The organism is Pseudomonas morbosilactucae, assembly GCF_023241665.1.
GTDB lineage: Bacteria > Pseudomonadota > Gammaproteobacteria > Pseudomonadales > Pseudomonadaceae > Aquipseudomonas > Aquipseudomonas morbosilactucae.
Window position 1 is genome coordinate 118,738 of the sequence record NZ_JALQCX010000006.1, and the last position, 14,313, is coordinate 133,050.

Sequence of the window (14,313 nt, forward strand, 5' to 3'; positions counted from 1 at the left end):
CCTATAGTGTGCGCAAGTGGCGGAAAGTGGCATGAAGTGGGTTTTTTGAGCGCAAAACGCTAAAATTTGGAGAAACGCTGACGTGTTTCGCGGAGCTAACGCTATCAGTCTCGATGCAAAAGGCCGTCTCGCCATGCCGAGCCGGTATCGTGACGAGCTGGTTTCGCGAAGTTCCGGGCAGTTAATCGTCACGATCGACGCTGTTGATCCTTGCTTGTGTGTTTACCCCCTTGATGAGTGGGAGCTGATTGAAACCAAACTGCGCGCACTGCCTTCGCTTCGCGAAGAGAACCGTCGTTTGCAACGTTTGCTGATTGGTAATGCCGTCGACCTCGAGCTCGACGGCAGTGGTCGTTTTCTGGTTCCGCCACGCCTGCGCGAATATGCCAAGTTGGATAAGCGCGCAATGCTGGTTGGCCAACTGAACAAGTTCCAATTGTGGGACGAGGATGCCTGGAACGCTGTGTCTGCAGCGGACCTGGCAGCTATTCAACAACCGGGCGCGATGCCTGATGAACTGCGTGATTTGATCCTGTGACTATTGATAGCGGCTTTAACCACATCACCGTACTGCTTGACGAAGCCGTTGAGGCTCTCGCCGTGCGTGCTGATGGCTGCTATCTGGACGGTACGTTCGGTCGGGGTGGCCACAGTCGCTTGATCCTCAGCAAGCTCGGGCCGGGTGGTCGGCTCCTCGGGTTCGATAAAGATCCCCAAGCGATTGCCACCGGGCAAGCGCTAGCGGCCGAAGACGGCCGCTTTGTCGTTGTACAGCGCAGTTTTGCCGAGCTTGGGTCGGAGGTCTCCGATCGCGGCCTGGATGGCAAAGTCAGCGGGGTTCTGCTGGACCTGGGCGTGTCGTCGCCACAGTTGGACGATCCTGAGCGTGGCTTCAGTTTCCTCAACGATGGCCCCCTGGACATGCGCATGGATCCGACTCGTGGTATCAGCGCTGCCGAGTTCATTGCCACGGCTCCCGTGGAAGAAATCGCCCGTGTGTTCAAGGAATACGGTGAAGAGCGCTTCTCCGGACGCATGGCCCGTGCCGTGGTCGAGCGTCGCGAGATCCAGCCCTTTACGCGTACCGCCGATCTGGCCGAAGTACTGAAAGTCGCCAACCCCGCTTGGGAAAAAGGCAAGAACCCGGCGACTCGCGCATTCCAGGGACTGCGTATTCATGTGAACAATGAGCTGGGCGATCTGGAAGCCGGTCTTGAGGCTGCGCTGGAATCCCTTGAAGTGGGCGGCCGTCTGGTAGTGATCAGCTTTCACTCCCTGGAAGATCGCATCGTCAAACTGTTCATGCGTCGTCTGGTGAAGGGTGAGTCCGATAACCTGCCGCGCAACCTGCCGGTACGTTTTGAAGCCTTCGTGCCGAAAATCAAAGTCCATGGCAAAGCGCAGTTCGCCTCCGAGGCCGAACTCAAAGCCAACCCACGCTCCCGCAGTGCTGTCATGCGCGTTGCGGAGAAGCTGCGGTGAGCAAGCTTTTCGCCAAGCCACTTCCAGGCGGAAGCTTTTTCATGCTGCTGCTGTTTGTCGGCGTGCTGGTTTCCGCGATCGCGGTGTCTTACAGCGCCCACTGGAATCGTCAGTTGCTCAACACGCTTTACGGCGAGTTGAGTGTGCGCGACAAAGCCCAGGCTGAGTGGGGGCGACTGATTCTCGAACAAAGCACCTGGACGGCTCATAGCCGTATCGAAGTCCTGGCGACCGAGCAGCTGAAGATGCGCATTCCTGGCGCTGCCGAAGTGCAAATGGTGGCCCCATGAAGCTCGAGGGCGCGCTCTATCCATGGCGCTTCCGCCTGGTGCTCGGCCTGCTGGCAGTGATGGTGTCGGCGATTGCCTGGCGCATCATTGACCTGCAAGTTGTCGACCGTGACTTTCTCAAAGGCCAGGGCGACGCGCGCAGCGTTCGACATATTCCTATCCCGGCTCACCGTGGTCTGATCACCGACCGTAACGGCGAGCCATTGGCCGTGAGCACCCCAGTGACCACCCTGTGGGCCAATGCCAAGGAAATGCAGCTGGCAAAAGACAAGTGGCCGCCTTGGCTGCCGCTCTTGGCCAAGACCCTAAAGCCCTGGCCGAGCGTCTTGAGGCCCAGGCCAACAAAGAATTCATTTACCTGGTTCGCGGCCTGACCCCTGAGCAGGGGCAACTGGTGCTCGACCTGAAAGTACCCGGTGTCTATGGCATCGAAGAGTTTCGGCGTTTCTACCCTGCCGGTGAAGTCACCGCCCATATGGTTGGTTTTACCGACATCGATGATCGAGGGCGGGAAGGGGTCGAACTGGCCTATGACGAATGGTTGGCCGGGGTCGCCGGCAAGCGCCAGGTCATCAAGGACCGGCGCGGTAGGCTGATCAAGGATGTGCAAGTCACCAAAAACGCCAAGGCCGGTAAGCCCTTGGCGTTGTCCATTGACCTGCGCCTGCAATACCTGGCCAACCGTGAATTGCGTAACGCCATCGTCGAGAACGGCGCCAAGGCCGGCAGTCTGGTCATCATGGACGTGAAGACCGGCGAGATTCTGGCCATGGTCAACCAGCCGACCTACAACCCGAACAACCGTCGTAACCTGCAGCCGGCGATGATGCGCAACCGCGCCATGATCGATGTGTTCGAGCCCGGTTCGACCATGAAACCGATCTCCATGAGTGCGGCACTGGAAACCGGCCGCTGGAAACCCAGCGACACCGTCGAGGTGTATCCGGGGACCCTGCAGATCGGCAAGTACACCATTCGTGACGTATCCAAGACCGAAGGTCCAGTCTTGGATCTGACCGGCATCCTGATCAATTCCAGTAACGTGGGCATGAGTAAGGTCGCCTTCGATATCGGCGGCGAAGCCATTTTCCGGCTGATGCAGAAGGTCGGCCTCGGCCAGGATACGGGCCTGGGTTTCCCGGGCGAGCGTGTGGGCAACCTGCCGAACTACCGGGAGTGGCGTAAAGCCGAGACCGCGACGCTGTCCTACGGCTACGGCCTGTCGGTCACCGCCATCCAGCTGGTTCATGCGTTCTCGGCACTGGCCAACAACGGACGTATTGCGCCCCTGACTCTGATCAAAACCGACAAGGTTCCGGACACCGCTCAGGTGATTCCGGAAAACGTCGCCAAGACCATGCAGGGCATGTTGCAACAGGTCATCGAGGCCCCGCGCGGCGTGTTCCGTGCCCAGGTTCCGGCTTATCACGTGGCTGGCAAGAGTGGTACCGCGCGTAAGACTTCGGTCGGCACCAAGGGGTATGCCGAAAACTCCTACCGTTCCCTGTTCGCTGGCTTTGGCCCGATGAGCGATCCGCGTTACGCAATCGTGGTGGTCATCGATGAGCCGAGCAAGGCGGGTTACTTCGGCGGCCTGGTCTCGGCCCCGGTGTTCAGCAAAGTCATGTCCGGCACCCTGCGTCTGATGAACATTACGCCCGACAACTTGCCACCGACCCAACAAGTCAATGCAGCTCCAGCCAAAGGAGGGCGCGGCTGATGTCTCTTAGCCTGAACAAGATTTTCGCCCATGCCGGCCGTGATTTGCTGATTCGTGAACTGACACTGGACAGCCGCCAAGTGCGCGCCGGTGATTTGTTTCTGGCTGTGCCTGGCGGTAAGTTCGACGGGCGTGCGCACATTGCCGATGCACTGCAGCGCGGTGCGGCCGCCGTGGCTTATGAAGTCGATGGCGCCACGGTGCTGCCGATCACCGATGCTCCCTTGATTCCCGTCAAAGGCCTGGCCGCCCAACTGTCCGATATCGCTGGGCGCTTTTATGGCGACCCGAGCCGCCAGCTCAACCTGGTGGGTGTGACCGGTACCAATGGTAAAACCAGCGTGACCCAATTGGTCGCCCAGGCGTTGGACCTGCTTGGCCAGCATTGCGGCCTGGTGGGGACCTTGGGCACCGGTTTTTATGGCGCACTGCAAAGCGGCCAGCACACCACGCCGAATCCGATTGCGGTGCAAGCCACCCTGGCCGACTTAAAAAAGGCCGGTGCCAAGGCGGTGGCCATGGAAGTGTCGTCCCACGGCTTGGATCAGGGTCGTGTCGCGGCTCTGGCCTTCGATGTGGCGGTGCTGACCAATCTGTCCCGGGACCACCTGGATTATCACGGCACCATGGAAGCGTACGGCGCGGCCAAGGCCAAACTGTTCAACTGGACCGACCTGGCGTGCCGGGTGATCAATCTTGACGATGACTTCGGTCGTCGGTTGGCCGCTGAAAAGCACGACTCGCGCCTGATCACTTACAGCCTGGAAGATGCCAGCGCCTACCTGTATTGCCGCGAGGCGCGGTTCGATGATGAGGGCGTGCGCGCCACGCTGGTCACCCCCCAGGGTGAGCATCACTTGCGTAGCACCTTGCTCGGGCGTTTCAACCTGAGCAACGTTCTGGCGGCGGTCGGCGCCTTGTTGGGCCTGGATTACGCGCTGGATGAAATCCTCGCCGTGCTGCCCAAGCTCGAAGGCCCGGCCGGGCGCATGCAGCGTTTGGGTGGCGGCAATCAGCCGCTGGTGGTGGTCGATTACGCCCACACCCCGGACGCGCTGGAAAAGGTTTTGCTGGCCCTGCGTCCCCACGCCAAGGGGCGCTTGCTGTGCCTGTTCGGTTGCGGCGGCGATCGTGATCGCGGCAAGCGGCCGTTGATGGCGCAAGTGGTGGAGCGCTTGGCGGACGCGGTGCTGGTCACCGACGACAATCCTCGCACTGAAGACCCTGCGCTGATTTTCGACGACATCCGAAGTGGTTTTGCTGCAGTGGACAAGGTCGAGTTTGTCGCCGGTCGTGGTTTGGCCATCGCCCAACTGATTGCCAGTGCTTCGGCAGAGGACGTGATCGTTCTGGCCGGCAAGGGCCATGAGGACTATCAGGAAATCAACGGTGAACGCCACGGGTTTTCCGACTTGGTGGAAGCCGACAAAGCCCTGACTGCCTGGGAGGTCGCCCATGCTTAACGCTTTGAAACTGAGCGAACTGACCCGCGTCTTGGCCGGGCGCCTGGTTGCCGCCGATGCCTCCTTCAATGGCGTCAGCATCGACAGTCGCGCCATCCAGCCCGGGCAGTTGTTTATTGCCTTGGCCGGCCCGCGTTTCGACGGTCATGACTATTTGAATGAAGTCGCTGCCAAGGGTGCGGTCGCAGCCTTGGTTGAGCGTGAAGTCGTGGACTCCACCCTGCCGCAACTGCTGGTCAGCGACACCCGTGTGGCCCTGGGGCAACTCGGCGCGCTCAATCGTTCGGCGTTTACTCAGCCGGTGGCGGCTATTACCGGCTCCAGTGGCAAGACCACGGTCAAGGAAATGCTCGCCAGTATTCTGCGTACTCGCGGCCCGGTGCTGGCCACGCGCGGCAACCTGAACAACGACCTCGGTGCGCCACTGACCTTGCTCGAACTGGCTCCGGAACATACAGCCGCGGTCATTGAGCTGGGCGCTTCGCGGATCGGTGAGATCGCCTACACCGTTGCCATGACCCGGCCTCAAGTCGCGGTCATCAACAATGCCGGGACCGCTCACGTCGGTGAGTTCGGTGGCCCGGAGAAGATTGTCGAAGCCAAGGGCGAAATTCTTGAAGGGCTGGACGCTTCTGGCGTCGCCGTGCTGAACCTTGACGACAAGGCCTTTGCGATCTGGAAAGCCCGGGCTGCTGGCCGGCAGATCTTGAGCTTCGCTTTGAGCGACCCTCGTGCGGACTTCCATGCGTCGGATATAGACCGCGATGCGCGGGGCTGCCCCTCGTTCAAACTCCACAGCCCGCAAGGCGTGGAGCAGGTGCAGCTGAACTTGCTGGGCACCCATAACGTGGCCAACGCCTTGGCGGCGGCTGCAGCCGCCCACGCCATGGGCGTCTCGCTGTTTGGCATCGCCACAGGCTTGAACGCCGTGCAGCCAGTGAAGGGGCGCACGGTGGCGCAGTTGGCGAAAAACGGCATTCGCGTGATCGATGACACTTACAACGCAAACCCCACCTCCATGTGCGCCGCCGTTGATATACTCGCCGGCTTTTCCGGCCGCACCGTCCTGGTGCTCGGAGACATCGGCGAGTTGGGCGAGTGGGCGGAGCAGGGGCACCGCGAAGTGGGTGCATATGCCGCCGGCAAGGTTTCGGCCTTGTACGCCGTAGGTCCGATGATGGCCCATGCCGTGGACGCCTTTGGCGAACATGCGCGCCATTTCGCCAGCCAGGCTGACCTGATTGCCGCTCTGGACGTCGAGCAAGACCCCAATACCACCATTTTGATCAAAGGATCGCGCAGTGCGGTGATGGAAAACATCGTCGTGGCGTTGTGCGGTCCCCTTCTTCAAGAAAAGAACGGAGTGAAACATTAATGCTGCTGCTGCTAGCGGAGTACCTGCAACAGTTCTACAAAGGCTTCGCGGTCTTTCAGTACCTGACCCTGCGCGGGATTCTCGGTGTGCTGACCGCGTTGTCGTTGTCGCTGTGCCTGGGGCCGTGGATGATCCGCACGTTGCAGAGCCGGCAGATCGGTCAGTCCGTCCGTAACGACGGGCCGCAGTCTCACCTGTCCAAATCCGGCACCCCCACCATGGGCGGTGCGCTGATTCTTTCTGCCATTGGTGTCAGCACCCTGCTGTGGGCAGACCTGCGCAACCACTATGTGTGGGTTGTGCTGTTGGTGACCCTGGCGTTTGGCGCCATCGGTTGGGTGGATGACTACCGCAAGGTGATCGAGAAAAACTCCCGAGGCTTGCCGAGCCGCTGGAAGTATTTCTGGCAGTCGGTGTTCGGCCTGGGTGCGGCGATCTTCCTTTATATGACCGCGCAGAGTCCGGTGGAAACCACCCTGCTGATCCCGATGCTCAAGGACGTCAGCATTCCATTGGGCGTGGGCTTCGTGGTGCTGACCTACTTCGTCATCGTCGGTTCGAGCAACGCGGTCAACCTCACCGACGGCCTCGACGGCCTGGCGATTATGCCGACCGTGATGGTGGGCGGTGCGCTGGGCATTTTCTGCTACCTGTCGGGTAACGTGAAGTTTGCCGAGTACCTGCTGATCCCTTACGTACCGGGCGCTGGTGAGCTGATTGTGTTCTGTGGCGCGTTGATTGGCGCCGGCCTGGGTTTCTTGTGGTTCAACACTTACCCGGCCCAAGTATTCATGGGCGACGTCGGCGCACTGGCGCTGGGCGCGGCCCTGGGCACCATCGCGGTAATCGTTCGCCAGGAAATCGTCCTGTTCATCATGGGCGGTGTCTTTGTGATGGAGACCCTGTCGGTGGTGATCCAGGTGGCCTCTTTCAAACTCACCGGTCGTCGTGTGTTCCGCATGGCGCCGATTCACCACCACTTTGAACTCAAGGGCTGGCCCGAGCCGCGCGTGATCGTCCGTTTCTGGATCATCACTGTGATTCTCGTGTTGGTCGGCCTTGCCACCCTGAAGCTGAGGTAGAACGAGTGTCTCTGATCGCTTCTGACCACTTCCGCATCGTTGTCGGCCTCGGCAAGAGCGGCATGTCCCTGGTTCGCTTCCTGGCGAGCCGGGGCGTGGCGTTTGCAGTGGCCGACACGCGGGAAAATCCACCTGAGCTGGCCACGCTGCGTCGTGACTACCCTCATGTGGAAGTGCGTTGTGGCGAACTGGACGTGGAATTCCTGTGCCGTGCCGACGAGCTCTACGTGAGCCCTGGCCTGGCCCTGGCCACGCCCGCCCTGCAAGCGGCAGCAGCCCGTGGCGTCAAGCTGTCGGGTGACATCGAGCTGTTCGCGCGTAACGCCAAGGCGCCGATCGTCGCCATCAGCGGCTCCAACGCCAAAAGCACCGTCACCACCCTAGTCGGCGAGATGGCCGCTGCGGCGGGCAAGCGTGTGGCGGTGGGCGGGAACCTGGGGACCCCGGCCCTCGACCTGCTCAGCGACGACGTCGAGCTGTACGTCATGGAGTTGTCCAGCTTTCAGCTGGAGACCACCCACGACCTGGGTGCCGAAGTGGCGACCGTGTTGAACATCAGCGAAGACCATATGGACCGCTACAGCGGCCTGCCGGCCTATCACTTGGCCAAGCACCGGATCTTCCGCGGGGCGCGGCAAGTGGTGTTCAACCGTCAGGATGCCTTGACCCGTCCGCTGATCGGCGAAGGCCTGCCGTGCTGGACCTTCGGCCTGGGCAAACCCGACTTTAAGGCCTTCGGTATTCGGGAAGAGAACGGCGAGAAGTACCTGGCCTTCGAATTCCAGAACCTGATGCCGGTACGTGAACTGAAGATCCGTGGCGCGCATAACCAGTCCAACGCCCTGGCGGCCTTGGCCCTTGGGCATGCGGTGGGCCTCCCGTTCGATGCCATGCTCTCGAGCCTGCGCACCTTCGGCGGTCTCGAGCATCGCTGCCAGTGGGTGCGCGACCTGGACGGTGTCAGCTATTACAACGATTCCAAGGCCACCAACGTCGGTGCTGCATTGGCCGCTATCGAAGGCCTGGGGGCTGATATCGACGGGAAGCTGGTGTTGATCGCCGGTGGCGACGGCAAGGGCGCCGATTTTAAAGACCTTAAAGCACCCGTGGCCGCGCACTGCCGCGCGGTGGTGCTGATGGGCCGCGATGCCGATTTGATCGCCGCTGCCCTGGGCGACGCCGTGCCGCAAGTACGCGCCACGTCCCTGGACGACGCCATCGCCCAGTGCAAGGCGCTGGCCCAACCCGGCGATGCGGTGTTGCTGTCGCCGGCGTGCGCCAGTTTCGACATGTTCAAGAACTACGAAGAGCGTGGGCAGCTGTTTGCCCAGGCTGTGGAGGGCTTGGCATGAACCTGCGCAATATCATCAAGCCTTATCCGTCGCCGCTGATTACCGGTCGTGGTATCGACCTCGACTTCCCATTGCTTGCCGGTTGCCTGGCACTGCTGGGCCTTGGGTTGGTGATGATCACCTCGGCCTCTTCAGAAGTGGCCGCCGTGCAGTCGGGTAACCCGCTGTACCACATGATTCGCCATTTGATTTACCTGGTCATCGGCCTCGGCGCTTGTGTGGTGACCATGATGATTCCCATCGCCACCTGGCAGCGCCTGGGTTGGTTGATGCTGATCGGTGCCTTCGGCCTGCTGGTGATGGTGCTGGTGCCGGGTATTGGTCGTGAGGTCAACGGTTCGATGCGCTGGATCGGCTTCAGCTTCTTCAACGTGCAGCCCTCCGAGATCGCCAAGGTGTTTGTGGTGATCTACCTGGGCGGCTACCTCGTGCGTCGGCAGAAGGAAGTGCGTGAGAGCTGGATGGGCTTCTTCAAGCCGTTCATCGTGCTGCTGCCCATGGCGGGCCTGTTGCTGATGGAGCCGGACTTCGGCGCCACCGTGGTGATGATGGGCGCGGCGGCGGCCATGCTGTTCCTGGGCGGTGTCGGGCTGTTCCGATTTACCTTGATGGTGGTGTTGGCAGTGGCGGCGGTCACCATTCTGGTTCAGGCCCAGCCCTACCGGATGGCGCGTTTGATCACCTTTACCGACCCCTGGGCCGATCAGTTCGGTTCCGGCTACCAATTGACCCAGGCGCTGATTGCCTTCGGTCGCGGCGAGTGGCTCGGCGTTGGCCTGGGCAACAGCGTGCAGAAGCAGTTCTACCTGCCTGAAGCCCACACCGACTTCGTGTTCTCGGTACTGGCTGAAGAGCTGGGCGTAGTGGGTTCCCTGGCCACCGTCGGGCTGTTCGTATTCGTGTGCGTGCGTGGCATGTACATCGGTCTGTGGGCCGAGAAGGCCAAGCAGTACTTCGCCGCTTATGTGGCTTACGGTTTGTCGTTCCTGTGGATTGGTCAATTCCTGATCAACATCGGCGTGAACGTAGGCTTGTTGCCGACCAAGGGCCTGACTTTGCCGTTCCTCAGTTATGGCGGCAGTTCCCTGGTGATCTGCTGTGCCTGTCTGGGCTTGTTGCTGCGCATCGAGTGGGAGAGTCGAACCCACTTGGGCAGTGAAGAAATGGAGTTCAGTGAAAGTGATTTTGCCGAGGAGCCAATCCATGGGCGCTAACGTGCTGATCATGGCGGGCGGTACCGGGGGCCACGTGTTCCCGGCCTTGGCCTGTGCGCGGGAATTCCAGGCCCGTGGCTACAGCGTGCATTGGCTCGGGACCCCGCGAGGCATCGAGAATGAATTGGTGCCGGGTGCCGGGTTGCCCCTGCACCTGATCAACGTCACCGGCCTGCGGGGCAAGGGCAAGCTGTCCCTGCTCAAGGCGCCGTTCGTGCTGATCAAGGCCGTGTTGCAGGCGCGCAAGATCATTCGCCAACTGAAGCCGGTCTGTGTGCTGGGCTTTGGTGGTTATGTCACGGGCCCTGGCGGAGTCGCCGCCAAGTTGGCCGGTGTGCCGGTGATCGTTCATGAACAGAACGCTGTGGCCGGTACCGCCAATCGGCTGCTGGTGCCGTTGGCTGCGCGAGTCTGCGAAGCTTTCCCGGACACCTTTGCCACCTCCGTCAGCCGCCGCACCACGGGCAACCCGGTGCGTGGCGAGCTGTTCCTCGAAACACCGCGTGAGGCTCTGGCCGGACGCAAGGCGCGTTTGCTGATCCTCGGTGGAAGCCTGGGTGCAGAGCCGTTGAACAAGTTGCTGCCTGAGGCCCTGGCGCTGGTCGATCCCCAGTGGCGCCCGGAGGTCTTCCACCAGGCTGGCAAAAACCACGATGAAGTGACTGCGCAGCGTTATCGCGACGCTGGTGTCGAGGCGCAAGTGCAGCCCTTTATCAAAGACATGGCTCAAGCCTATGGCTGGGCCGACCTGGTGGTCTGTCGCGCAGGTGCGTTGACCGTCAGTGAACTGGCCGCCGCCGGTCTGCCCTCGATGCTGGTGCCTTTGCCCCACGCGATCGACGATCACCAGACCCGCAACGCCGACTATTTGGCTCGTGAAGGCGCTGCCTTCCTGATGCCGCAAAGAACGACTGGTGCCGCGGATTTAGCCGCTCGCCTGACAGAGGTTTTGATGCAACCGGAACGACTCGACAACATGGCGCACGCAGCGCGCCGACTGGCCAAACCCGAAGCCACCCGCAGCGTGGTCGATATCTGCCTGGAGGTGGCCCATGGTTGAGAATCAGAAAGCCATGCCGCATCCGGAGATGCGCCGCATCCGTCGTATCCACTTCGTCGGTATCGGCGGCGTGGGCATGTGCGGGATCGCTGAAGTGCTGTTGAACCTGGGCTATGACGTCTCGGGTTCCGACCTCAAGGCGTCGCCGGTTACCGAGCGCCTGGAGTCGTTCGGTGCGCAGATCTTTATCGGCCACCGTGCCGAAAACGCCGCCAATGCCGATGTGCTAGTGGTGTCCAGTGCCGTGAATACGTCCAACCCGGAAGTCGCCACCGCCCTGGAACGCCGCGTACCCGTGGTGCCGCGTGCGGAGATGCTCGCCGAGCTGATGCGCTACCGCCACGGCGTGGCCGTTGCCGGTACTCACGGCAAAACCACCACCACCAGCCTGTTGGCCTCGGTGTTCGCCGCTGGCGGCCTGGACCCGACCTTCGTCATCGGTGGCCGGCTGAATGCAGCCGGTACCAATGCACAGCTCGGTACCAGCCGTTACCTGATCGCCGAAGCCGACGAAAGTGATGCCAGCTTCCTGCACCTGCAGCCGCTGGTGGCCGTGGTCACCAACATTGACGCCGACCACATGGCGACCTACGACGGTGACTTCAACAAACTGAAGAAAACCTTCGTCGAATTCCTGCACAACCTGCCGTTCTATGGGCTGGCGGTGATGTGCCTGGACGATCCGGTGGTGCGCGAGATTCTGCCGCTGGTCAAGCGTCCGACCGTGACTTATGGCTTCAGCGAAGAAGCCGACGTACGCGCGATCAATGTGCGCCAGCAAGGCATGCAGACGTTCTTCACTGTGCTGCGTCGCGACCGTGAGCCGCTGGACGTCTCGGTGAACATGCCGGGCAACCACAACGTCCTGAACTCCCTGGCGACCATCTGCATCGCCACCGACGAAGGCATCAGCGATGAAGCCATCGTCCAGGGCCTGTCAGGCTTCCAGGGCGTGGGCCGACGCTTCCAGGTCTACGGCGAGTTGCCGGTGGAAGGCGGCAACGTGATGCTGGTGGACGACTACGGTCACCACCCGACCGAAGTGGCCGCAGTGATCAAGGCGGTTCGTGGTGGCTGGCCGGAGCGCCGCCTGGTGATGGTTTACCAGCCGCACCGCTTCAGCCGCACCCGCGACCTGTACGACGATTTTGTGCAGGTCTTGGCCGACGCCAACGTGCTGCTCTTGATGGAGGTCTACCCGGCCGGTGAAGAACCGATCCCGGGTGCCGACAGTCGCCAGCTGTGCCACAGCATTCGCCAGCGTGGTCAGCTCGACCCGATCTACATCGAACGGGGTGTCGACCTGGCTCCTCTGGTCAAGCCGCTGCTGCGTGCCGGCGACATCCTGCTGTGCCAGGGCGCCGGTGATATCGGCGGCCTTGCGCCCAAATTGTTGAAAAGTCCGTTGTTCGCCGGTGCCGTGGTGGCTGGACAGGAGAAGTTGAAATGACCGCTGCTTACGCCAGCCTGTTTTCTACCCTCGACCCGAAAGCCTTCGGTCGTGTTGCTGTGCTGTTCGGCGGCAAGAGCGCCGAGCGTGAAGTGTCGCTGAAGTCCGGCAATGCCGTGTTGCAAGCCCTGCAAAGTGGCGGTGTGGATGCGTTCGGCATCGACGTCGGCGACGATTTCCTGCAGCGCCTGCTGAGCGAGAAGATCGACCGTGCCTTCATCATTCTCCACGGCCGTGGCGGTGAAGACGGCAGTATGCAGGGCCTGCTGGAGTGCCTGGGCATCCCCTACACCGGCAGCGGTATCCTTGCGTCGGCCCTGGCCATGGACAAGCTGCGCACCAAGCAGGTCTGGCACAGCCTGGGGATTCCAACGCCACGCCACGCCGTCCTGAGCTCCGAAGCCGATTGTATTTCTGCGGCTGCGGAACTGGGCATGCCTTTGATCGTCAAACCGGCTCATGAAGGTTCCAGTATCGGTATGGCCAAAGTGACTTCCGCGTCTGAATTGATCGACGCATGGAAAGCGGCCAGTACCTACGATTCGCAAGTCTTGGTTGAACAATGGATTCAAGGTCCGGAGTTCACCATCGCGACGCTGCGTGACCAGGTGTTGCCACCCATTGCCCTGGGCACTCCCCACACATTTTACGACTACGACGCCAAGTACCTGGCTTCCGATACCCAGTACCGGATCCCTTGTGGCCTCGATAGCGCCAAAGAACAAGAGCTCATGGACCTTACGGCGAAAGCCTGCGAGGCGCTCGGTATCGCCGGTTGGGCCCGGGCCGACGTGATGCAGGACGCCGATGGGCAGTTCTGGTTCCTGGAAGTGAACACCGCCCCAGGCATGACCGATCACAGCCTGGTGCCGATGGCGGCCCGTGCTGCGGGTCTGGATTTCCAGCAGTTGGTATTGGCCATTCTGGCCGCCAGTGTCGAGGCACGAGGTTAAGTCCATGCAAGGCGCATCGCTACGTCATCAGCAACCCGCTCCCGGCCGCAAGCCGGTGCCGCGGGGTGCCAGCCGGATGGTGGCTAAAGAGCCGATGTCGGTGCGCCTGCCGAAAGCCAACTTCGGCTTTCTGAAAAGCCTGTTCTGGCCCGTGTTGCTGGTGGTGCTGGGTTTTGGCACCTACGAAGGCGCCCAGCGCCTGCTGCCTTACGCGGACCGGCCGATCACCAAGGTCGCGGTCCAGGGTGACCTGAGTTACATCAGCCAGCAGGCGGTGCAGCAGCGAATCGCGCCTTACGTGGCGTCGAGCTTCTTCACCATCGACCTGGCGAGCATGCGCACCGAGCTGGAACAGATGCCCTGGATCGCCCACGCCGAAGTGCGTCGGGTGTGGCCGGACCAGGTGGTGATTCGCCTGGAAGAGCAACTGCCGGTGGCCCGTTGGGGCGACGAGGCACTGTTGAACAACCAGGGCCAGGCGTTCACTCCGCGTGAGCTGGCGAACTATGAACACTTGCCGCAGTTGTTCGGACCCCAGCGGGCCCAGCAGCAAGTGATGCAGCAGTACCAGGTGTTGAGCCAGATGCTGCGGCCCATGGGCTTTTCGATTGCCCGTTTGGAGCTGCGCGAGCGTGGCAGCTGGTTCTTGACCACCGGTGCCGGCAGCGCCGGGCCCGGCATTGAGTTGCTGCTGGGTCGCGATCATCTGGTGGAAAAGATGCGCCGCTTCATTGCCATTTATGAAAAGACGTTGAAAGAACAGATTACGAACATTGCGCGCATCGACCTGCGCTACGCCAACGGCCTGGCCGTCGGCTGGCGGGAACCTGTAGCGCCCACGACAGCCGAACCCGCTGTCGCGAAGAATTAAG

At 61.5% G+C, this 14,313-nt stretch carries 12 protein-coding genes and 1 pseudogene; all 13 read left to right on the forward strand.

The features are described 5' to 3' along the window. The first annotated feature begins 82 nt into the window (after nt 1-82). Nucleotides 83-538, forward strand: coding sequence for a division/cell wall cluster transcriptional repressor MraZ (gene mraZ / locus M1B35_RS04020; RefSeq protein ID WP_011063319.1), 456 nt, complete (start codon nt 83-85; stop codon nt 536-538). Beyond that, a complete protein-coding gene (gene rsmH, locus M1B35_RS04025; RefSeq protein ID WP_425273383.1) occupies nt 535-1,482 on the forward strand; it encodes a 16S rRNA (cytosine(1402)-N(4))-methyltransferase RsmH in 948 nt (315 codons plus the stop codon). The genes mraZ and rsmH overlap by 4 nt, the downstream gene beginning before the upstream one ends. Further along, nucleotides 1,479-1,772: a cell division protein FtsL gene (gene ftsL / locus M1B35_RS04030; protein WP_123337735.1), complete on the forward strand. Its 294-nt coding sequence runs from the start codon at nt 1,479-1,481 to the stop codon at nt 1,770-1,772. The genes rsmH and ftsL overlap by 4 nt, the downstream gene beginning before the upstream one ends. Then, nucleotides 1,769-3,492: pseudogene (locus M1B35_RS04035) on the forward strand (peptidoglycan D,D-transpeptidase FtsI family protein). Before ftsL ends, M1B35_RS04035 begins: the two are co-directional and overlap by 4 nt. After that, complete coding sequence (locus tag M1B35_RS04040) at nt 3,492-4,955, forward strand: UDP-N-acetylmuramoyl-L-alanyl-D-glutamate--2,6-diaminopimelate ligase (protein ID WP_268261278.1); 1,464 nt, start codon at nt 3,492-3,494, stop codon at nt 4,953-4,955. The pseudogene M1B35_RS04035 and the gene M1B35_RS04040 overlap by 1 nt, the downstream one beginning before the upstream one ends. Then, the gene (locus M1B35_RS04045; protein ID WP_268261279.1) at nt 4,948-6,330 is read left to right on the forward strand and encodes a UDP-N-acetylmuramoyl-tripeptide--D-alanyl-D-alanine ligase; all 1,383 of its coding nucleotides are present in this window, start codon (nt 4,948-4,950) and stop codon (nt 6,328-6,330) included. The genes M1B35_RS04040 and M1B35_RS04045 overlap by 8 nt, the downstream gene beginning before the upstream one ends. Beyond that, on the forward strand, nt 6,330-7,412 hold the full coding sequence (gene mraY / locus M1B35_RS04050; protein ID WP_123337727.1) for a phospho-N-acetylmuramoyl-pentapeptide-transferase: 1,083 nt from the start codon (nt 6,330-6,332) through the stop codon (nt 7,410-7,412). Before M1B35_RS04045 ends, mraY begins: the two co-directional genes overlap by 1 nt. Before the next feature lie 5 nt (nt 7,413-7,417). Continuing rightward, nucleotides 7,418-8,764 (forward strand): UDP-N-acetylmuramoyl-L-alanine--D-glutamate ligase, encoded by a 1,347-nt coding sequence (gene murD, locus M1B35_RS04055; RefSeq protein WP_268261280.1) that lies wholly within the window; start codon nt 7,418-7,420, stop codon nt 8,762-8,764. Continuing rightward, nucleotides 8,761-9,978, forward strand: coding sequence for a putative lipid II flippase FtsW (ftsW, locus tag M1B35_RS04060; protein WP_123337723.1), 1,218 nt, complete (start codon nt 8,761-8,763; stop codon nt 9,976-9,978). Before murD ends, ftsW begins: the two co-directional genes overlap by 4 nt. Further along, nucleotides 9,968-11,038 (forward strand): undecaprenyldiphospho-muramoylpentapeptide beta-N-acetylglucosaminyltransferase, encoded by a 1,071-nt coding sequence (murG, locus tag M1B35_RS04065; protein ID WP_268261281.1) that lies wholly within the window; start codon nt 9,968-9,970, stop codon nt 11,036-11,038. Before ftsW ends, murG begins: the two co-directional genes overlap by 11 nt. Continuing rightward, nucleotides 11,031-12,488 carry a UDP-N-acetylmuramate--L-alanine ligase gene (murC, locus tag M1B35_RS04070; RefSeq protein ID WP_123337719.1) on the forward strand — a complete coding sequence of 486 codons (1,458 nt, stop codon included), beginning with the start codon at nt 11,031-11,033 and terminating at the stop codon, nt 12,486-12,488. The genes murG and murC overlap by 8 nt, the downstream gene beginning before the upstream one ends. Continuing rightward, nucleotides 12,485-13,441, forward strand: a complete 957-nt coding sequence (locus M1B35_RS04075; protein ID WP_268261282.1) for a D-alanine--D-alanine ligase — start codon at nt 12,485-12,487, stop codon at nt 13,439-13,441. The genes murC and M1B35_RS04075 overlap by 4 nt, the downstream gene beginning before the upstream one ends. A gap of 4 nt (nt 13,442-13,445) precedes the next feature. Further along, nucleotides 13,446-14,312 (forward strand): cell division protein FtsQ/DivIB, encoded by an 867-nt coding sequence (locus M1B35_RS04080; protein ID WP_123337715.1) that lies wholly within the window; start codon nt 13,446-13,448, stop codon nt 14,310-14,312. Nucleotide 14,313: the final 1 nt, after the last annotated feature.

Excerpts from the sequence above, each read along its gene's own strand:
- M1B35_RS04040 (WP_268261278.1), top strand. The coding sequence starts at position 3,492 with ATGTCTCTTAGCCTGAACAAGATTTTCGCCCATGCCGGCCGTGATTTG.
- ftsW (WP_123337723.1), top strand. The coding sequence starts at position 8,761 with ATGAACCTGCGCAATATCATCAAGCCTTATCCGTCGCCGCTGATTACC.
- M1B35_RS04045 (WP_268261279.1), top strand. The coding sequence starts at position 4,948 with ATGCTTAACGCTTTGAAACTGAGCGAACTGACCCGCGTCTTGGCCGGG.
- M1B35_RS04080 (WP_123337715.1), top strand. The coding sequence starts at position 13,446 with ATGCAAGGCGCATCGCTACGTCATCAGCAACCCGCTCCCGGCCGCAAG.
- mraY (WP_123337727.1), top strand. The coding sequence starts at position 6,330 with ATGCTGCTGCTGCTAGCGGAGTACCTGCAACAGTTCTACAAAGGCTTC.
- murC (WP_123337719.1), top strand. The coding sequence starts at position 11,031 with ATGGTTGAGAATCAGAAAGCCATGCCGCATCCGGAGATGCGCCGCATC.
- M1B35_RS04075 (WP_268261282.1), top strand. The coding sequence starts at position 12,485 with ATGACCGCTGCTTACGCCAGCCTGTTTTCTACCCTCGACCCGAAAGCC.
- murG (WP_268261281.1), top strand. The coding sequence starts at position 9,968 with ATGGGCGCTAACGTGCTGATCATGGCGGGCGGTACCGGGGGCCACGTG.